The 21293-nt window shown below is 63.5% G+C and carries 11 protein-coding genes; 10 read left to right on the forward strand and 1 reads right to left on the reverse strand.

The features are described from left to right. The first annotated feature begins 33 nt into the window (after positions 1–33). Genes MUN81_RS01875 through MUN81_RS01885 form a run of 3 tightly spaced genes read left to right on the forward strand, consistent with a single transcriptional unit; the run spans position 34 to position 4222 of the window. Positions 34–1854 carry a tetratricopeptide repeat protein gene (locus MUN81_RS01875; protein ID WP_245114707.1) on the forward strand — a complete coding sequence of 607 codons (1821 nt, stop codon included), beginning with the start codon at positions 34–36 and terminating at the stop codon, positions 1852–1854. Next, on the forward strand, positions 1847–2626 hold the full coding sequence (locus MUN81_RS01880) for a DUF4292 domain-containing protein (protein WP_245114708.1): 780 nt from the start codon (positions 1847–1849) through the stop codon (positions 2624–2626). Before MUN81_RS01875 ends, MUN81_RS01880 begins: the two co-directional genes overlap by 8 nt. 9 nt (positions 2627–2635) lie before the next feature. Continuing rightward, positions 2636–4222 (forward strand): peptidoglycan DD-metalloendopeptidase family protein, encoded by a 1587-nt coding sequence (locus MUN81_RS01885; protein ID WP_245114709.1) that lies wholly within the window; start codon positions 2636–2638, stop codon positions 4220–4222. Between the two features lie 297 nt (positions 4223–4519). Here the strand turns inward: MUN81_RS01885 and MUN81_RS01890 are convergent, their stop codons facing one another. After that, positions 4520–5464: a GAF domain-containing DNA-binding protein gene (locus MUN81_RS01890; protein ID WP_245114710.1), complete on the reverse strand. Its 945-nt coding sequence runs from the start codon at positions 5462–5464 to the stop codon at positions 4520–4522. A 274-nt stretch (positions 5465–5738) separates the two neighbouring features. Between MUN81_RS01890 and MUN81_RS22780 the strand changes: the two genes are divergently transcribed. The 7 genes from MUN81_RS22780 to sprA all read left to right on the forward strand — a co-directional run bounded on the left by MUN81_RS22780 (position 5739) and on the right by sprA (position 21256). Then, on the forward strand, positions 5739–6116 hold the full coding sequence (locus tag MUN81_RS22780) for a twin-arginine translocase TatA/TatE family subunit (RefSeq protein WP_348533158.1): 378 nt from the start codon (positions 5739–5741) through the stop codon (positions 6114–6116). 42 nt (positions 6117–6158) lie between these two features. Continuing rightward, positions 6159–6644 carry a twin-arginine translocase TatA/TatE family subunit gene (gene tatA / locus MUN81_RS22785; RefSeq protein ID WP_348533159.1) on the forward strand — a complete coding sequence of 162 codons (486 nt, stop codon included), beginning with the start codon at positions 6159–6161 and terminating at the stop codon, positions 6642–6644. A gap of 33 nt (positions 6645–6677) precedes the next feature. Further along, a complete protein-coding gene (gatA, locus tag MUN81_RS01905; RefSeq protein WP_245114711.1) occupies positions 6678–8108 on the forward strand; it encodes an Asp-tRNA(Asn)/Glu-tRNA(Gln) amidotransferase subunit GatA in 1431 nt (476 codons plus the stop codon). Positions 8109–8257: 149 nt separating this feature from the next. After that, on the forward strand, positions 8258–10420 hold the full coding sequence (locus MUN81_RS01910; RefSeq protein WP_245114712.1) for a lytic transglycosylase domain-containing protein: 2163 nt from the start codon (positions 8258–8260) through the stop codon (positions 10418–10420). 116 nt (positions 10421–10536) lie between these two features. Beyond that, positions 10537–12807, forward strand: a complete 2271-nt coding sequence (locus tag MUN81_RS01915) for an NADP-dependent malic enzyme (RefSeq protein ID WP_245114713.1) — start codon at positions 10537–10539, stop codon at positions 12805–12807. Between the two features lie 192 nt (positions 12808–12999). Further along, positions 13000–13605 (forward strand): Holliday junction branch migration protein RuvA, encoded by a 606-nt coding sequence (gene ruvA, locus MUN81_RS01920; protein WP_190928807.1) that lies wholly within the window; start codon positions 13000–13002, stop codon positions 13603–13605. A gap of 283 nt (positions 13606–13888) precedes the next feature. Then, entirely contained in the window at positions 13889–21256 is a 7368-nt protein-coding gene (sprA, locus tag MUN81_RS01925) for a cell surface protein SprA (protein ID WP_245114714.1), read from the forward strand. The last annotated feature ends 37 nt before the right edge of the window (positions 21257–21293 follow it).

The raw sequence follows: 21293 nt of genomic DNA on the forward strand, positions 1-21293 counted from the left end.
GTGAGCCGGGCCCGAGGTCCGGTTTTGTTGTATATGCGTCAAGTTGCTCTGAGTCTGTTGTTTTGGTTGGGTGCGGTGGCCATTGGCTACGCCCAGCCCACGGAGGGCGCCGCCAAGCCGCCCACCAAACTGAGCCGTAAGGAGCAGCGTGCCCTGGAAAAAGAGCAGCGCGAAATCGACAAGAAACTGGCCGAGGCGAAGGCCAAGCGCGCCGCCGCGCCGCCGCTGTCGGAGCGCGAGCGGGAAATGAGCGAGGCCCTGTTTGTGGATGGGGTGAAGTATGTGATGCTGGAGGACTACACCAAAGGCCTGGAGCAGCTGCTGAAAGCGTACACGTTAAGCCCCGACAACGCGGCCCTCAACTACAAGATTGCTGAAGCCAACCTGCTGAGCGGCAACCTTCGCGACGCCAACAACTACGCCGAGGCTTCCATCCGGCTCGACCCGAAAAACGCTTACTATTACCTGCTGCTGGCCCAGATTCAGGCCAGCCAGAAGCAGTACGACAGCGCCACCAAAACCTACGCGGCCCTCATCAAGCAGGTGCCGAACTCGGGCAACTACCTGTTTAACCTGGCCGACCTGTACCTGGCTCAGAACAAGCTGCCCGAGGCGCTGACGACCCTGGACCAGGCCGAAAAGGAGTTTGGGCAGGTGGATGAGATTTCCTTCAAGAAGCAGCAGATTTACCTCAAGCAGAACAAGCTGGACCTGGCCCTGGCCGAGGGCGAAAAGCTCATCAAGGCCAACCCGACCGAAAGCCGCTACGTGCTGGCCCAGGCCGAGATGTACGCCAGCAACAACCGCCTGCCCGACGCCCTGCGCGTGGCCCAGCAGGCCCTGCGCCTCGACCCCGACAACCCCCAGGCCCACATGATACTGGCCGAGGTGTACCGCCAGCAAAAGCAGCCCGAAGAATCGGCCCAGCAGCTGAAGCAGGCATTCGCCAGCCCCGCGTTGGACATTGACGACCGGGTGCGGGTGCTGGTGGGCTACATCAAGCAGCTGCCCAGCCCCACCGAATCGGTGAACCAGTTGGCGCGGGATTTGGCCGCGGCCACCATCAAAGCCTATCCTAAGGACGCGAAATCTTACGCCGTGGCCGGCGACATTCAGACCCTGACCGACCACAAAAAGGACGCCCGCGACACCTACCTGAAGGCCCTGCGCTACGACAACTCCAAGTTTCAACTCTGGCAGCAGGTGGTGCTTATTGATGCCGAACTGAACCAGACCGATTCGCTGCTGGTGCACACCGACCGGGCGCTGGAGCTGTTTCCGAACCAGTCGTCGCTGTGGTTCTACAACGGCGTGGCGCATTTGCTGAAAAAGCAGCCGCAGAAGGGCGTGAAAGCCCTGGAGCACGGCCGCAAGCTGGTAGTGAACAACCCCGAGCTATTGGGACAGTTTGACGCCCAGCTGGGCGACGCCTACCACGAAATGCACCTGTACGAAAAGTCGGACGAGGCCTACGAAGCGGCCCTGGCCAGTGACCCCAACAACGTGCAGGTGCTCAACAACTACAGCTACTTCCTCTCGCTACGGGGCGAGAAGCTGGACAAAGCCAAGCAGATGTCGGGCAAGGTGGTGAAGCAATTTCCCGATAACGACACTTACCTCGATACCTACGCCTGGGTGCTCTACAAGATGAAGGACTACGCCGGCGCGAAAGCGGCGCTGGAAAAAGCCATGCAAACCACCAAAGACGCCTCCGTGATTGAACACTACGGCGACGTCCTGTTCCAGCTCGGCGACAAGGACAAGGCCGTGGCCGAGTGGCAGCGCGCCCGCAAGGCCGGCGTGGCCTCCAACCTGCTGGAACGCAAATTGAAAGACCGAAAACTGTATGAATAAAATTTCTTTGCTGTTGGCGCTGGGCCTGCTGACGGGTGGCTGTGCCCGCAAGGCCGTGCCCACTGCCTCTACCACCGGCCCCGGCACGTCGGTATCGACGGCCGAGCCCGCGGTGCGGGCCACCAACACCACGTTTGTGTTCTTGAATGCCAAGGGCAAAGCCCAAATCAACATGAAGGGCGAAAAGCAAGGTGCCAACATTGCCTTGCGCATGCGCCGCGACAGCATCATCTGGGTGTCGGCGTCGCTGGTGGGCATTGAGGGCGTGCGGGCCGTGCTCACCCGCGACTCGGTGCACGTGCTGAACCGCCTGGAAAAAACCTACTTCTCGGGCGGCTACGACTACCTCAGCAAGCTGCTGAACGTGCCCATCAGCTTTGCTCAGATGCAGGCCCTGCTGCTGGGCGACTACCTGCCGGCCCCCGCCGGCACCACGCCCACCATTGCCGTGGAAGAAGCCGGCCGCCAGCGCGTGAGCTACCCGCTGGCCGGCGTGCTCATCGAGCGCCTGTTGCAAGCCGAAACCGGCCGCGTGCAGCAGCTCAAGGTGAAGGACGACGCCACCCAGCGCAACCTAACCGTGGACTACACCGATTTCAAGCCGCTGGAAGACCAGGGCAACCTGCCCTTTGCGCACGCCACGTTCATTCAGGCCCAGCAGCCCTCGGCGGGCGCCGTGACGGCGGCCATCAACTACAGCAAGGTGAACGTGGGGCGCGAGCGGCTCGCGTTTCCATTTGCCGTGCCCAAGGGCTACAAGCGGCAGAAATAGGCAGTGGCTTTGGACTGGTATCTGGTGAACAACGTCTCTTTACAACGCCTTGAGCAAGTTGCCCGTGTCGGGGCCCGGCTGGTGGGCCGGCGCGGGCTGTGGCTGTGCCTGCTGAGCTTGTGGCTGGTGGCGCCCGCCGCGGCCCAGCAGCGCAACAAGAAGCAGCCGCCTAAAACCACCAGAACGGCCAAAAAAACCAAAGCAACGGCCCGCCCTGTGCCGCGCAAGTCGGCTGCTGCGCGCCCGGCCCGCCTCAAAACCAAGGCCCAACTGGAGCGGGAGCGCCAGGCCAACCTGCGCCAGATTCAGGCCACTAGCCAAGCCCTGAACCAGACCCAGGAAAAGAAGAAAGTGAGCTTGGGCCAGCTCAACGTCATCAAGGAAAAGCTGACGGTGAAGAAGCAGGTCATTCAGGGCATTTCGACCCAGCTGCACGGCATCGAAACCAACGTGCACCAAACGGCCACCGAGGTGCTCAAAACCCAGCAAACCCTGCGCGAGCTCAAAGCCGAATACGCCCGCCTGCTGTACACGGCCTCGAAAACGGCCAACGGCTTCAACCGGCTCATGTTCTTGTTTGCGTCGGAGTCGTTCAACCAGTTTACGCTGCGGCTGCGCTACATCCGGCAGTATACCGAGGAGCGCCAGCGCCAGGCAGCCCGCATCATGGGCACGCAGTACCGGCTGCACCAGCAGCTTTCGGGCCTCACCGAGCAGCAGAAACGCAAGAGCAGCCTGCTGAACAGCCAGTTGAATGAAAATCGCAACCTGCTTTCTCTGAAAACGAAGGAAGACGAGATGGTGCAGCAGCTCAGCCAGCAGGAGCAGGGCCTGCGCCAGGAGCTGGAAGAGCGCCGCCAGGCCGTAAACCGCCTCGACAACCTCATTGCCGAGCGGGTACGCGAAGAAATAGCCCGCGCCGCTCGCGCTGCCCGCTTAGCCGCCCGCCGCGAAGCCGCGCTGGCCGCTGCCCGCGAGGCGCGCCGGGCCGCGGCGGCCCGCAACGCCGGCGGCGGCGCCGGCCCCGCCCGCCCGCGCCGCGACCCCGAAACCGCTTCGGCCGCCGCTGCCGATGACGACCCCACCGCCGCGCCGGAAAGCGACGCCCCCGAAACCGCCGCCGAGAAAGCCGCCGACCGCCGCGCCGTGCGCATTGCCCTCACGCCCGAAACGGCGCTGGCGTCCTCGTCCTTTTCCGGCAACCGCGGCCGCCTGCCGTGGCCGGTGAGCCGCGGCTTCATCAGCCAGCACTTTGGCCGCCACCCGCACCCGGTGTTGAAAAACGTAACCGTCGAAAACCGCGGCATCGACATTCAAACCGGCGAGGGCGAGGCCGTGCGCTCCTGCTTCGACGGCAAGGTGCTCACCATCGCCAACATTGCGGGCATGAACACCATCGTCATGATTCAGCACGGCGACTTCTTCACGGTGTACGCCAAGCTGCGCTCGGTGAGCGTGCACGAGGGCCAGCGCGTGAGCGCCCGCGAGGTCATCGGCACGGTGGCTACCTCGGCCGAAGGCACGTCGGAGGTGCAGTTTCAAGTGTGGCACAACTCGGCCAACCTGAACCCGGAGAACTGGCTGGGGCGCAAGTAGAAGCCGCCAACCCCAACGCCCGCAACGAAGAAGGCCCTTCGACGTGCCGGCAGCGCACTGCGCTTGCCGACTGTCAAAGGGCCTTCTGCACACCAACCTTAAAAAAAAACACCGAGCAAAGCGCGGTGTCTTTCTGAGCTATGAAAACAAACTTAGCTGTCGGCAGAAGCGGCTACAGCAGCCTCAACCGATAACCGAAACAAAGATGGGGGCCCCGGCCGGTGCCGTGCCGGGCAACTCGGTGAATGACGACTGGGAACCGGCGAACGGCGCGTTTAGCTGGGCGCAAAGGCTGGCCTATACCAGGTTGAGGCGAGCCAGCAGGCCGGCCTTGTAGGAACTGCCGATGGGCACGCGCACCGGCGTGCGGGGCCCGGAGCCGTCGCGCACGCCGTCGAGCAGGGCGGCGTCGGCTTCGATGGACACAATGCGGTCGAGGCGCACGATGTACTTGCGGTGGATTCGGGCGAAGTCGCGCACCGGTAGCTTGGTTTCGAGGTCCTTCATGGTGCCGTACATGGTGAGGCGCTCGCGGGTGGTGTGCAGGTTCACGTAGTCGCCGAGGGCTTCCACGTACTGCAGGTCGGCGGTGAGCACACGCACCAGGCGCTGGTCCTGCTTCACGAATATCTCGGTGCGGTTGTTGGCGTAGAGTGAGTCGCCGGTGTGGTTGGCCATGCGCAGTACGCCTTCCAGCTTCTGGCGCTCGTCTTCGAGCTGCAACCGGACGCGGCGCAGCTCCAGGTGGGCCATCACCTGCCGGGCCAGAATGCGCAGGGCATCGCGCTGGTCGGCGGTGAGCACGCGCGGCACCGTGTCGATGGCGCAGAGCGTGCCCAGGGGCTGGCCTTCGGGCGAGAGCAGCGGGGCCCCGGCGTAGAAGCGAATGTTGGGGTCGCTGGTCACGAGGGGGTTGTTGGCAAAGCGCGCGTCGGCGGTGGCGTCGCGCACTTCGTACACGTCGTTGGCCCGCATGGCGTATTGACAAAACGCGTGTTCGCGCGGGGTTTGCTGGGTGTCGAGGCCCACGTGGGCCTTGAACCACTGGCGGCTGTCGTCGATGAGCGAAACCAGCGAAATGGGAGTGCCGCAGATGAAGGCCGAAAGCTGCGCGATGTCGGTGAACACCTGCTCCTGGCCCGTGTCGAGAATTTGGTAACTGCGCAGCGCGTCAAGGCGGTCGGCTTCGTTTACCTGGCGCAGGGCACTGTCGGGAGGGGTAGTGGTCGGGGAAGGATTCACAGCGGTTAGCAAGAAGCGGTTTCGGGCCGTGCGGGGGCAGGTAGGAGCGCGGGGCAGCATGCAGAGCCAGCAAAGCTAAGATATGGGTTTCAGCGCACTGCGCTCTTCCCGTCGAACCGTGACCAGGGGCCGGTCAACCCCCGCGCTTTATCTACGAAACGACGGCTTCATTCATCAAACACCTGCCATCGGGTATCTTTGTTGCTCCAAACGGCGTTCGGCTACGTATATCCTCTTTTATCATCCCAAACCGGGCCGTGGCGCCCATTCGCTCATGCATCATCCCCTGTTTCTAATCGGCAGCTTCGGCACCACCGAAATCCTGCTTATCCTGTTCGTCATCATCTTGCTGTTTGGGGCCAAGCGTATTCCCGAGCTGTTTCGGGGCATGGGTCAGGGCGTGCGGGAGTTCAAAGACGCCACCGCCAAGCCCGAAGAGCAGCAGCCGCAATACCGCGACCAGCCCGGCGCCCCGGTGCCGCCTTACCAGCAACAATATCCTCAGCAGGGCTACCCGCAACAGGGCTACCCCCAGCAGCCCCCGCAGGGCTACCCGCAGCAGCCGCAACAAGGCTATCCGCAGCAGGGCTACCAGCAGCCCGCGCCGCCGGCCTACAACCCCAACGACCCCAACAGCCGGCCGCGCCAGTAGGGCCGGCTCGTTATTCTATTTTACCCATTAAGCTCCTTTCGTATGTTTGGTGATATCGGTGGTTCGGAGGTGATTCTCATCATGGTGGTCATCCTCATTTTCTTTGGCGCCAACAAAATTCCGGAACTGGCTCGCGGTCTCGGCAAGGGCATCCGCGAGTTCAAGGATGCCAGCACGGAGATTCGGCGCGAGTTTGAGCAAGCCGGCCAGCCGGCCCAGCCCAACAACTACGCCCAGCAGAACAATTACCCGCCGCAGCCCGGCTACGGCCCCCAAGGCCAATTTCCCGCGCCGCCCGCGCCCAACGCGGAGCCTGCTTCTGGTTTCGACCCCTGGGCCACGCCGGCCTACGTGGCCCCCACCGCCGATGCCGACTACCTGCAGCACCCCAACATTCCGGAGCCCCACCAGGCCGAGGAGCCCGCGCCGCCGGTGGCTCACCAGCTGCCGCCCAACCTGGCGCCCGAAGGCACCCAGCCCCGGCAGCCCTACATTCCCGCCAACGCCAGTCCTAGCGCCGATGCGTAACTTTGGGCGCACCGCACCTAATCTGCAAGTAGTTTGAAGCGTTTTCAGTCTTTATCCGAAGTTCGTAGCGAGCTGGCGGCGGGCACCACGTCCTGCCGCCAGCTCGTTGAGTATTACCTGGGCAACATCGAGCGCCAGAACCCCACCCTCAATGCCTTCTTGGAAGTGTGGCCCGACGAGGCCCGCGCCCAGGCCGACGCCGTGGACGCCAAGCTGGCCGCCGGCACCGCCGGGCCGCTGGCCGGCATGGTCATCGGCCTGAAGGACGTGCTGGCCTACGCCGGGCATTCGCTGCAAAGCAGCAGCCTGATGCTGGACGGCTTTAAGTCGCTCTTCACGGGCACGGCCGTGCAGCGCCTGCTCGACGCCGACGCCATCCTCATCGGCCGGCAGAACTGTGACGAGTTTGCCATGGGCGGCTCCAACGAAAGCTCCTACTTTGGCCCGGCCCGTAACGCCGTGGACCCGGCCCGGGTGCCCGGCGGCTCGTCGGGCGGCTCGGCGGTGGCCGTGCAGGCCGATATGTGCCTGGCCTCGATTGGGTCCGACACGGGCGGCTCGGTGCGCCAGCCGGCGGCATTTTGCGGCGTGGTGGGCTTCAAGCCCACGTACTCGCGCATCTCGCGCTACGGGCTGGTAGCTTTCGCCTCGTCGTTCGACCAGATTGGGCCCATCACCCGCTCGGTGGCCGATGCTGCGCTGCTGCTGGAAGTAATGGCCGGCCCCGATGGCATGGACAGCACTGCCAGCCAGCGCGAAGTGCCCAAGTACAGTGAGCTGCTCACGCCCGCGCCGCACTACCGCATCGGTTACATCGCCGACGCCGTGGAGAGCGAGGGCCTGAATCCCGAAATCAAGTCGGCGCTGGAAACGCAGCTGGAGCTGCTGCGCGGCCAGGGCCACGTGGTGGAAGCCGTGAAGTTTCCCTACCTCGACTACATGATTCCGACCTACTACATCCTCACCACCGCCGAGGCCAGTTCCAACCTGGGCCGCTTCGACGGGGTGAAGTACGGCTACCGCGCCCCGGATGCCACGGATTTGGAGTCGCTCTACAAGAAAAGCCGGGCCCAGGGTTTTGGGGCTGAAGTGCAGCGCCGCATTCTGCTGGGCACCTTCGTGCTCAGCGCCAGCTACTACGACGCCTACTACACCAAGGCCCAGCGCGTGCGCCGGCTCATCAAGGAGAAAACCGATGAGCTGCTGCGCCAGTACGATTTCCTGGTGCTGCCCACCACGCCTACCACAGCCTTTAAGATTGGCGAGAAACAGGACCCGGTGTCGATGTACCTGGCCGATATTTTCACGGTGCAGGCCTCGCTGGCCGGCGTGCCCGCCATTTCGGTGCCGGTAGGGGAAGACGCCGCCGGCCTGCCCATCGGCCTGCAGGTGATGGCCGGCGCCTTCCGCGAGGCTGAGCTGCTGGCGTTTGCCAGCACGCTCACGGAGGAAGTGGTGACATAAAGTCACAGCTTGTTTTTGCGTTTGACAAATGCCCCGGCCGGTTGGCCGGGGCATTTTTTTGCGTGGCTACTACCCAAAGCTCGTTGGGGTCGTAAGGAAATTTTCATTTCATCTCTACAACTTCTTTACCTCCGTCCTATCTTAGTGCTATGAAGCAAGGGATTAAGCACGTGAAAATGCCTCGTGGCAGCCGCCGTTGGCTGGGCCTGGGGCTGCTTGGGCTGCTGCTGCCGCTGCCGAAAACCATGGCCCAGCAAGTACCAGTGCCGGACTCGACGGGCCGGGTAATTTCCACGATGCCAGCGCTGTTGGGCGACACGGTGCGGGTGCGCCTCGAGCTGCAGCCCGACTCGCTGGTGGCCGCGCCCATGAGCGTCGACTCGGCCCGGCTGGAATGGCTGCGCACCCCGCCCACCCTGCGCGACCTGGTGTGCGACCGGGTGGGCTGCTTCGAAACCGACGTGCCGCACCAGTTCAACAATTCGGTGATGGCCTACGTGACCCTGTTCACGGCCCGCAACCGCAGCTACCTGCAGCGCGTGCTGGAGCGCGAAAACTTCTACTTCCCCATCTTCGAGAAATACCTAGCCAAGTACAACCTGCCCACCGACCTGAAGTACCTGGCCGTGGTGGAGTCGGCCCTGATTCCCACGGCCAAGTCGCCGGTGGGCGCCACCGGCCTCTGGCAGTTCATGGGCCCCACCGCCGGCGACCTCAACCTGAAGCGCGACGAGTGGATAGACGAGCGCATGGCCCCCGAAAAGGCCACGGAGGCCGCCTGCAAGCACCTGCGCTACCTCTACGGCGTATTTCACGATTGGGAGCTGGTGCTGGCCGCCTACAACTGGGGCGCGGGCAGCGTGCAGCGCGTGATGCGGCGCACCGGCAAAAAGACTTTCTGGGACCTGTACCCGCACATGCCGGCCGAAACGCGCAACTACGTGCCCACCTTCACGGCCATCATGTACAGCATGAAGTACGCCGAGGCCCACGGCCTGCGCACCGACAAGCTGCAATACCAATACGCCGAGGCAATGGATACCCTGAGCCTGCGCGGCCGGGCTTTCGACCTGCGCCGCCTGAGCCGGGCCTGCGGCTACGCCGATTCGCTGTACCTCACCCGCTTCAACCCGGAACTGCGGCGGGCGGCGCTGCCGGCGGGCTACCGCTCCTACGTGGTACGCTTCCCGGCCTCAGCGGCGGTGCACCTGGGCGACGTGGACCGCAACACTTTGCTGGACTATTGCCAGCCCGTGGCTGAGCTGCCGCAGGCCCTGGCCGCGCTGCCTCCCCGCCTCGAAGGCGTGGAGCCCTGGCAGAGCAATCCGCTGCTGGCGGCCAGCGGCGGCCCGCGCACCGAAGCCGAGGCCGAGGCACCGCGCTTCCGGCGCGTGCCGCACAAGGTGAAGCGCGGCGAAACCCTGGCCAGCCTGGCCGAGCGGTTCGAAGTAAGCCAGGCTCAGCTGCGGCGCTGGAACGACTTGCCCAAAGGCAAAGCCCTGAAGCCCGGCAAGCAATTGGTGGTATTCGTGCCCATGCCGGCTGTCGCGCCGGCCGCTCCCAAAGCGCCTGTCGAAGCGGTAGCTGTTGCGCCGCGTCCGGTGCGTCCGCTCGTGTCGGCTGAGGAAGCGGCTGCCCGCAAGGAGCAGGCTGAGGCCAACGCCCGCGAAGTAGCCCGCGTGCAGGAGCTGGTGCGCCAGGAAAAGCTGCAGGAAGCCCGTCTGGTGGCCATTCGGCAGCGGCAGGCCATTCAGCAGGCCGCGGCTGAGGCGCAGGCCCGCGTGGCCGCCCGTCGCGCCGCGCAAACCCAGGCCGCCGAAGCCAAACGTACCGAAGCCAAAGCCATAGCCGCGGTCGAGCCTGAGGAAGCCGATGAGCCTGCCGTAGTCGAAACCACCGCCGCCGAAGCAACTGCAAGCGGCCTTTACACGGTGCGCAAGGGCGACAACCTCACCAAGCTGGCCCGCGAGCACGGCGTGAGCGTGGCCGAACTGGTGGCCTGGAACAAGCTGCCCTCCGAAAACGTGGTCCTGGGCCAGCGGCTGGTGTTCAGCGCGCCGGCCGAGGCGTCGGCGATGGCTACGCTGCCGCGGCGGCAGCCAAAAGCGACGCAGCAAGCAGTGGCTTCGGCTTCGAAAGCCACTGCGCGCAAAGCGGAGCTGACCGGTAAAGTGCACCTGGTGCAGCCGGGCGACACGCTGTTCAATATCTCGCGCCGCTTTGGGGTGAGCGTGCAGCAGCTGCGCGAAGTCAACCACCTCACTTCCGACGACGTGAAGCTGGGCCAGAAGCTGCTGGTGCCCCAGAGCTAAGCGCCCCCGTGGCAGTTTGTGAAACCCAAACCGGACATTGCCACGCTTTTCGCCCTAATTTCGCCTTACACGGCCGCGCTGCCCGCGCGGCCGTTTCCATTTCCGAAGGATTCCCGATGCTGAAAATAAATAAACAAGACGCCCTCAACTACCACTCGCAGGAGCCCGCCGGCAAGATTGAGGTGATTCCCACCAAGCCCGTGAGCACGCAGCTCGACCTGGCCCTGGCCTACTCGCCCGGCGTGGCCGAGCCCTGCAAAGCCATTGCCGAAAACCCCGACGACGTGTACAAGTACACCGCCAAGGGCAACCTGGTGGCCGTTATCAGCAACGGCACGGCTGTGCTGGGCCTGGGCAACATCGGCCCGGCCGCCTCCAAGCCGGTGATGGAAGGCAAGGGCGTGCTGTTCAAGAAGTTTGCTGGCATCGACTGCTTCGATATTGAGATTGACGCCACCGACCCCGACGAGTTCATCAAGATTGTAAAGTCGCTGGAACCCACGTTTGGCGGCATCAACCTGGAGGACATCAAGGCGCCGGAGTGCTTCCGCATCGAGACGGAGCTGCGCGAGAAGATGAACATCCCGCTGATGCACGACGACCAGCACGGCACGGCCATCATCACCTCGGCGGCGCTGCTGAACGCGCTCGAAATCGTGGGCAAGAAGATTGACGAGGTGCAGTTGGTGGTGAGCGGGGCGGGCGCGGCGGCGGTGTCGTGCCTGCGGCTGTACCTGGCGCTGGGCCTCAAGAAGGAAAACATCGTGGTGTTCGACAAGGACGGCCTCATTCACGAGCGCCGCACCAACCTGGCACCCATTCAGATGCAGTTTGCCACCACGCGGGCGGTGAATAACCTAGAAGAAGCCCTGGAGGGGGCCGACGTGTTTCTGGGCCTCTCGGCGGCCAACGTGCTGCCCGCCGGCCTGCTGCTGAAGATGGCCGACAACCCCATCGTCTTTGCCCTGGCCAACCCCGACCCCGAGGTGAGCTACCAGTTGGCCATGGCCACGCGCGATGACCTCATCATGGCCACCGGACGCTCCGACCACCCCAACCAGGTGAACAACGTGCTGGGCTTCCCCTACATTTTCCGGGGGGCGCTCGACGTGCGGGCTACCGAAATCAACGAGGCCATGAAGCTGGCCGCCGTGCACGCCTTGGCCGAGCTAAGCAAGGAGCCGGTGCCGGAAATCGTGAACAAAGCTTATGGCGACAACACGCTGGGGTTTGGGCGCAACTACCTCATCCCGAAGCCGCTCGACCCGCGCCTTATTACCACCATTAGCCCGGCCGTGGCCAAGGCCGCCATCGCCAGCGGCGTGGCCAAGGCGCCCATCACCGACTGGACGGCCTACGAAGACCAGCTTCGGGCCCGCCTGGGCGTGAACCAGAAGCTGATGAACCGCATCACCTCGGCCGCCCGGGCCAATCCCAAGCGCGTGGTATTTGCCGAAGCGGATAATTACAAGATTCTCAAGGCCGCCCAGATTCTGCGCGACGAGGGCATCTGCTTTCCCATTCTGCTGGGCCCGCAGGAGAAAATCGAAGCCATTGCCCGCGAAAACAGCCTCGACCTGGAGGGCTGCGAAATCATCAACATTCTGAAGCAGGACGCCAAGCGCGACGAATACGCGGCCATCCTCTACGGCAAGCGCCAGCGCCGCGGCATGACGCTGTACGAAGGACGCCGGCTGATGCGCGAGCGCAACTACTTCGCCGCCATGATGGTGGAAACCGGCGAAGCCGACGCCTGCATCACCGGTCTCACCAAGGACTATGGCAAAAGCATCATTCCCTCGCTGCAGGTGGTGGGCACCGAGGACGGCGTGCGCCGCGTGGCGTCGATGTACATCATTCAGCACAAGAAAGGCCCCTATTTCTTTGCCGACACCACGGTGAACATCAACCCCACGGCCGAGGAAATGGTGGAGATTATCGGCCTCACGGCCCGCGCCGTGCGGTTTTTCGACGCCGTGCCGCGGGTGGCCGTAGTGAGCTACTCCAACTTCGGCTCCAACGCCGGGCCGCTGCCCGAGAAGACGCGCCGCGCCACCGAGCTGGCCAAGCAGCGCTTCCCCGACCTGCTCATCGACGGTGAGATGCAAGCCAACGTGGCCCTGAGCCCGCAGCTGCTCCAGGAGCACTACGACTTCTCGCCCCTGGCCGAGAAGGGCGCCAACACGCTCATCTTCCCCAACGTGGAGTCGGGCAACATCGCCTACAAGGTGCTGCAGGAAATCGGCGGCGCTGAGGTTATTGGCCCCGTGCTGATGGGCATGAACAAACCGGTGCACATTCTGCAGCTGGGAGCCAGCGTGCGCGACATCGTGAACATGGCCTCCATTGCCGTAGTCGACGCGCAGATGGGCAGCAAGGCGCTGTAGTTGGCCGGTATCGACCCCAACAGCAGAGCGACGTCTTTTTGCCCTGACGAATTCGTTCCTTTGAAAGCTTCACAACTTCTTCATTTTACCCAAGATTTTTGGCCAAAAAGCCAGTAAATTTGGGAGGGAAAACCCTTGCCCGGGTGTTGCCTAGCTACTGAAGCACTTTTTTCGCTCCTCCTTTCCTGCTTTATGATTGCCTACCTCGACGGTAAATTAGCTTACAAAGATGCCACCCTTGCCATCGTCGACATCCTCGGCGTGGGCTACGAAGTTCGCATTTCGCTGGCCACGTACTCGAAGCTGCCGGCCGAGGGTGCGGCCACCAAAATCTACACCTACCAGCACATCAAGGAGGACGGGCAGACGCTGTACGGCTTTCTGGACCCCAACGAGAAAGCGCTGTTTATGCAGCTGATTTCGGTGTCGGGCATCGGGCCGGGCACGGGCATTGTGATGGTGAGCAGCATGAGCGTGGGCGAAATCCGCGACGCCATCGTGCACGAGAACGTGCGGGCCATTCAGGCCATCAAAGGCGTGGGGCCCAAGACGGCCCAGCGCGTGATTCTGGAACTCAAAGACAAGCTGCGCAAAGACGAGCTGCTAGCCAAAGCCGGCGTCGACACCGTGCCCTTGGCCCGCCAGCACAATACGCACCGCGCCGAAGCGTTGCAGGCTCTGGTGACCCTGGGCTTTGCGCGGGCCGCCGCCGAGAAGCAACTGGACCAGATTCAGCAGAAACACGGCAGCGACCTGAGCGTGGAGGAATTGATTAAATTTGCTTTGAAGTCGCATTGAGTCGCGGCGCGAAAATTGCTTTCGCGCTGCTGCACGGGTTGCCTCATCCGACTTGCTACCTTCCGTAAAATGCCGTGCTTGGTGCGGGCCGTTTGGCCGGCGTCATTATCCACCTATCCTGCTTGAAATCCGGTCAGAAATTACTCCCCGCTTCGGTCGTTGTGGTTGCGTCGTTGGTGGCGTGGTGGGCGCAGGCCTCGCCCATGGCCTCGTCGCGCCTCGGTGGGGCGTGGCTGCGCGCCAGCCGTGCCCTTGCCCTCGATACCCCCCGTCCCCGGGGGCGGTGGCGGATACTACGGGGCCGTATAAGCCCAGCAAGCGCCCCCGGGTGCGGGCCCAGGACCGGCCGGGCAGCCCCTTCGGGCAGCGCCGCCGCACCTCGCCGCTGGTGCTGCCCTTGCCCAAGAACGTAAAAATGAACGTGCAGGTTGACGACAGCCTGAAACAGTTTAGCGTGGAGGAGAAGGTGGGGAAGGAAATTGACTACCGCGACCCCAGCGTGCTCACCTACAAGGAGTACGAAGAGTACCAGCGCCGGCAGGCCGTGGCCGACTACTACCGCGAGAAAGCCAAGGGCGGCGTGACCGGCCCGGCCGCCGCGCCCGGCACCCCGCAGGCCCAGCGCCTGATTCCCAAAATCTACCTCGGGCCCATTGCCAACCGCATTTTTGGCGGCAGCTACGTCGACATCCGGCCCGCGGGCTCGGTAACGATGAAGTTTGGCGGGCGCTTCAACCGCAACGAGAACCCGGCCCTGACCCTGCGCCAGCAAAGCGTAGGCGACTTCCTGTTCGAGCAGAACATCAACGTCAACCTGACCGGGGCCATCGGCACCAAGCTCAAGCTGGTGTTCAACTACGACACCAAGGCGTCGTTCGACTTCGACAACCAGATGAAGTTCGACTACGCCGGCGAGGAAACCGACATCCTGCGCAAGGTGGACCTGGGCAACGTGAGCCTGCCGCTCACCAACTCGCTGGTGCAGGGCGGCCAGAACCTGTTCGGCATCAAGACCCAGATGCAGTTTGGCAACCTAGGCGTGACGGCCGTGGCCGCCACCGTGCGCGGCACCGCCGACGAGGTGCGCATTCAGAACGGCGCCCAGAGCCGGCAGTACGAAATCAAGGTGAGCCAGTACGAGAAGGACCGGCACTTTTTCCTGTCGCAGTTCTTCCGCGACCGGTACGACCAGGCCCTGCGCAACCTGCCCACCATCCAGAGCGGCATCACCATCAACCGCCTGGAGGTGTACGTGACCAACGACAACCGCACCACCGAGAACCTGCGCAACGTGGTGACGCTCATGGACCTGGCCGAGCCCTCGCGCCTGTACCGCGGCGTGAAGTACCGCATTGGTTCGCCCAGCATTCAAGCCCCCGCCGACAACAAGGCCAACAACGAATACCAGACCGTGGTGGTGAACGGGGGCCGCGACGCCCGCGACAACCTCTCGGTGGACAACTTCCTGCAAATCGGGCAGGGCCTGAGCAAGAACATCGACTACGAACGGGTGCGCGCCCGCAAGCTCGACACCCGCGAATACACCTTCAACGCCCAACTGGGCTACATCTCGCTGAACACGGCCTTGCTGCCCGACCAGGTGCTGGGCGTGAGCTACGAGTACATTTTCAACGGCAAGACCTACAAAGTAGGGGAGACACAGGACGACTACAGCACGCGCGGGCCCGAGGAAGTAGTGTTTCTGAAGATGCTGCGGGCCAGCAACCCCGGCGTGGGCCTGATAACGGACTTCAGCCAGAACCCCGACAACCCCAACCTGCGCACCGGCAACACGCCGACCTGGGATTTGATGATGAAAAACATCTATCCCCTGAACGCTTCGCAGCTGCAGCGCGACAACTTTCAGCTGCAAATCATTTACAAAGACGACGAAACGGGCGTCGACCTGATTTCGCTGAAGGAGGGCGCGCGCCTGGCCAACCGCCCGCTGATTGAGGTGCTGAACCTCGACCACGTGAACTCCAACAACGACAAGCTGCCCGACGGCAACTTTGACTACTTCCCGGGCGTGACCATCGACCCGGAGCTGGGCAAGATTATTTTTCCCAACGTGCAGCCCTTCGGCTCCTACCTGGCCACGCAGTTGGATGGCGAGCCGAACCTGATAACCAAGTACGTGTACTCGGAACTGTATAACCAGACCCAGAGCGACGCGCAGCAGGTGCAGGAAAAGGACAAGTTTTTCCTGCGCGGACGCTTCCAGGGTGGGTCGAGCTCCGACGAGATTAGCCTGCCAGGCATCGGCATTGCGCAGGGTTCGGTGCGGGTGCGCTCGGGCTCGACGCTGCTCACCGAGGGCGTGGACTACCAGGTGTTCTACGACCAGGCCAAGGTGAAAATCCTGAACCCGGCCTACCTGAACTCGGCCAACGAGCTGCGGGTGGAGTTTGAGAAAAATGCCCTGGTGCAGGTGCAGCCGCGCAAGTTGGTGGGCGTGCGCCTCGACTACAAGCTGAGCAAGGACGCCAACATCGGGGGCACGGCCCTGCACCTGCTCGAAAACCAGGCGCCGGGCATCAACCGCGTCAACATTGGCGACGAGCCGGGCAACAACACCATCGTGGGCCTGGACGGCAGCATCCGGAAGGAAAGCCGGGTGCTGACCAAGTACCTCGACATGCTGCCGCTGATTTCGACCAAGGAAATCTCGACCGTGGCCTTCAGCGGGGAGTTTGCCAAGCTGCTGCCGGGCCGCTCGCAGCTGGGCAACGGCGAAAACGGCGTGTCTTATATCGACGACTTCGAAAACGCCCGCACGCCCTACACGCTGGGCGGGCTGGCCAGCATTCCGGCCTGGCGCCTGGCCAGCACGCCGCTGCCCACTCCGGGCAGCTCAGTGGGCGGGCTGGCCTACAACTACCAGCGCGCCAAGCTGGCCTGGTACACCATCGACCAGAGCTACTACACCGGCGGGCCCAACGTGCCCACCAACATCAACAATACCGACCTGGCTAACCATTACACCCGCGGCGTGAAGCGCGACGAGGTGTTCCCGAATAAGGACCTGGGCTCGACCGGTAACGGCTTCGAATACACCTTTGACCTGGCGTATTTCCCGAAGGAGCGGGGCCCCTACAACTACAACCCGAGCATCGACAACGCCGGCAAGTTCTTCACCGGCACCGAGGCCACGGCCACGGGGCTGGTGAACAAGTTTGGGGGCATCAGCCGGGCCATCACCTTCGATACGGACTTCGACAACGCCAACATCGAGTACCTCGAGTTCTGGCTGATGGACCCCTTCCTGAGCACCACCAACCCCAACGCGCCCAAGGAGCGCGTGAGCGTGTACGACACCGACGGCACCAACGCGCCCAACCTCACCGGCGGCGACCTGGTGCTCAACCTGGGCAATGTGAGCGAGGACGTGCTGAAGGACAACAACCAGCACGAGTTTGAAAATGGCCTGCCCGTGCCCGGGGCCGATACCACCGGCGTTTCGCGCAAAACGCCCTACGGCATTGTGACGCGCCAGCAGTTTCTCACCGATGCCTTCAACGCCGCGCCGGGCGCCCGCACCGCCCAGGACGTGGGTTTGGATGGCTTGAACGATGACCAGGAGCGGGTGAAAGCTGTAGACCCGCAGTCGCCTTACGGCCCTGCCTTCGCCAACCTGCCCGACCCTTCGGCCGACAACTTCCGCCACCATCTTGACCCCAGCTACGACCAAAGCAACACCAACCTGCTGGGCCGCTACAAAAACTACGACAACTACGAGGGCAACTCGCCCGAAAACAGCCAGCTCAGTTCGACGGCCTTTCCCGATAAGGAGGACCTGAACCGCGACAACGTGGTGCAGGACGTGGAGCGCTACTACGAGTACCGCATGCGCCTGCAGCCCGGCGGCCTAGACATCGGCTCGAACTACATCATCGACAAGGTGACCAATAACATCGGGGGCGATAACGTGACGTGGTACCAGTTCCGGATTCCGATTCGGGATAACCCCACAGTGCGCGGCGCGACGCAGCCCTTCGGCTTCAAATCGATTCGCTTCCTGCGCATGTACATGACCGGCTGGCAGGAGCCGGTGGTGCTGCGCCTGGTGCAGCCCCAGTTTGTGGCCAACCAGTGGCGCCGCTACAACTACCGCATCACCGACAACCGCGCGGGCACCGTGCCGCCCCAAAACCAGCTCACCGATGCCGACGCCTTCAACGTGTCGACGGTGAGCGTGGAGGAAAACGGCGTGGCCCAGGGCGGCGGCATTCCCTACGTGTCGCCCCCCGACATCAAGCGTGACAAGGAGTACGGCAGCAGCAGCACCTCGCGCCTGCAAAACGAGCAGAGCCTGCGTCTGGCCGTGGTGAACCTGCGCGACGGCTACGCCAAAGCCGCCTACAAAAACATCACCATCAACATGCTGCGCTACAAACGCCTGCGCCTGTTCCTGCACGGGGATAGCGAAGACGCCAGCATGCGCGACGGCGAGGTGCGCGCCTTCCTGCGCATCGGCACCGACTACACCCAGAACTACTACGAATACTCGCTGCCCTTGGCGCTCACCCGCACCGGCACGAGCCCCGACGAGGTGTGGCCCGTGGCCAACCGCGTGGACGTGGCCTTCCAAGATTTCATCGACGCCAAGGCCAAGCGCAACCAGCAGTCCACGGTGAACTTATTGGTGCCGTTCACGGTGAATTTGCCCAACGGCGCCACCATTACGGTGGTGGGCAACCCCGACTTCTCGGCGGTGCAGGGCGTGATGCTGGGCATTCTGAACCCCGTGACCGACAACGTGGACCCCAGCCAGACCTCGAAAACGGTGAACCTGTGGGCCGACGAATTCCGGGTGTTCGACTTCGAGCAGCAGGCCGGTTACGCGGCCACGGCCCGCCTCAACGTGAAGCTGGCCGACCTGGCCAACATCACGGCCACCGGCAGCTACACCAGCGTGGGCTTTGGCGGCCTGCAGGACAAGGTGCAGCAGCGCGCCATCGACAACACCTTCCGCGGCGACCTCAACGCCACGGTGGCGGCCGAGAAGTTCCTGCCCGAACAGCTGCACCTACGCGTGCCGGTGCTGCTGCAAATTGGCCAGGAAACCCGCTCGCCGCTTTACGACCCGCTGGACCCCGACACCAAGCTGGAGCAAAGCCTGCAGAAGTTCAAGAAAGATGGCGTTATAGATGCTGCTGCCCAGGCCGAGTACCGCAAGAAGGTCATCGACCAAACCACCAGCCGCAGCATTTCGGTGCTGAACGTGCGCAAGGAGCGCGGCCCGGCCAAGCCCGGCGCGCCGCTAGCCAAGCCCAAGCCCTGGGACATCGAGAACGTGGCCCTGAGCTACTCGCTCACCGACCGGCTGCACACCGACATCCGCACCGACCGCGACTACACCAAATCCTACACCGCGGCCCTGGCCTACGTGTACCAGACCACGCCCAAGAACTATACGCCGCTGGCCAACTTTAAGGCCCTGGACAACCCGTACCTGAAGATTTTCAAGGAAATCAACTTCACGCCGCTGCCCTCGCGCTTCTCGTTCCGCACCGACATCGACCGGCGCTACAACGAGCGGTTCCTGCAGCGCATTCTGGCGGCCGGCACCTTGCCGTCGACGGACGGCATTGCGCCCGTGATTCAGAAGTCGTTCTACATCAGCCGGATTTATGACCTGAAGTGGGACCTGACCAAGAGCCTGATTTTCGACTACACGGCCACCAACCGCGGCGTGGTAGACGAAGGCGCGGGCCGCACCATTGGGGTGAGCGACGAGGCCATCCGCAACCGGGACCAGCTGCAGCAAAACCTGCTGCGCGGCGGCCGCACCACCAACTTCACCCAGGTGGCCGCCCTCACCTACCGCCTGCCGCTCGACAAGTTTCCGCTCACCGACTGGCTGAGCGCCGACACCCGCTACGCCGCCACCTACAGCTGGCAAGCCTCGTCGCTGGGACAAACGGCATTGGCGGACCCCACCAATCCTGACAATACCGATACGAAAGAACTGAACCTGGGCAACACCATTCAGAACAACGCCGAGCTGAGCGCCAACGGTAAGATTGACCTGGTGAAGCTGTACAACAAGGTGAGGTTTCTGAACATCATCAACAACGCCCCACCGCCCGTGGACCGGCCCCGGCCCACCCGCGCGGCGCCCGGTGCGCCTGCTGTGCCCGCCGCGGCCGACACCACCCGCGAGAAAAACCGCTTTGTGAAAGCCGTGCTGCGCTCGCTGATGACGGCCCGCTCCATCAATTTTACTTACACCCGCGCCAACGGCACGCTGCTGCCCGGCTACCTGCCCAAGACCAAAGTGTTTGGCCTCGACCGCGACCTGACCGCGCCGGGCCTGGGCTTCATTCTGGGCGAGCAGCCCGGCCTGCAAACCCTCTACGAGCGCGCCCGCGATAACGGCTGGTACACCACCCAAAGCGAGTACCTCAACACGCCCCTCAGCTCGCTGCTGACCGAGACGCTGACCCTGCGCACCGCCCTGGAGCCCTTCCGCGACTTCAACGTGCAGGTGGATGCGCGCCGGCAGCTGGCCCGCAACCGCGACGCCTACTACCGCCGCCCTGTCGACCCCGAAACGCTGGTGGGCTTCGACCCCGTCGGCGGCATTGTGGCGCAGTCGCTGGGCACGGGTTCGTTCAGCACGACCACCGTCACCATCCAAACGCTGTTTGGCGACCTGAGCGCCAACGGCGAGTCGTCGAAGGCCTTCCAGCGTTTCGTCGACAACCGCAAGATTGTGCGCGACCGATTGGCCCAGGCCAACCCCGCCACGGGGCCGAACGCCAACCCCGACGAGGGCTACGGCTACAACTCGCAGGACGTGCTGGTGCAAAGCTTCATCGACGCCTACCACGGCAAGTCGTCGGACGGCTACAAGGCCGAGAAGTTCAACCCCTTTGCCCTGCTGCCGCTGCCCAACTGGCGCGTCGACTACAACGGCTTTGCCCAGCTGCCGTTCGTCAAGCGCTACTTCAGCTCCTTCACCCTCAACCACGCCTACTCGTCGGTGTACAGCGTGGGCAGCTACACCACGGCCAACGTGTACAGCAACGAGCCCGGCGGCTTCCCCACCCAGCGCAGCGAAACGTCGAAGCAATACATCCCCTACTATATTCTGGGCCAAGTGAGCATCGTGGAGCGCCTCTCACCGCTCATCGGCGTCAATTTCCAGACGGTAAGCAAGGTGACCGGCCGCGCCGAGTACCGCACCGACCGCGCCGTGGTGCTGAACACGACCAATGCCCAGGTCACGGAGCTGTCGACCAAGGAGTTCATCATTGGTTTCGGCTACGCCACCAACAGCCTCAAACTGCCTTTCAAAGTAGGCGGCGAGCAGCGCGTGTTGAAGAACCAGCTCACCGCCCGCCTCGACCTCAGCATCCGCGACAACATCACGGTGCAGCGCAGCATCATCGACACCTACGACCCCGTGAACAGCCAGGGCACGGGCGGCACCGCTCTGCCCGCCAACGTGGGCCGCCCCAGCAGCACCATCACCAACGGCTCGAAAACGCTGCAGCTGCGCCCCACTATCGACTACCTGCTCAACACGCGCCTCAACCTGCAGCTGTACTACAGCCAGACCGTGACCACGCCGCGCATCAGCAATGCCTTCCGCAACTCGACCAGCGAAGGCGGCATCCAGCTGCGCTACAGCCTGACGCAATAGGCGACGTAGGGGGATGGTGGAGTGGTGGATTAAGGAT

The sequence above is a fragment of the Hymenobacter sp. 5317J-9 genome, from assembly GCF_022921075.1.
In the GTDB taxonomy this organism is placed as follows: Bacteria; Bacteroidota; Bacteroidia; order Cytophagales; family Hymenobacteraceae; genus Hymenobacter.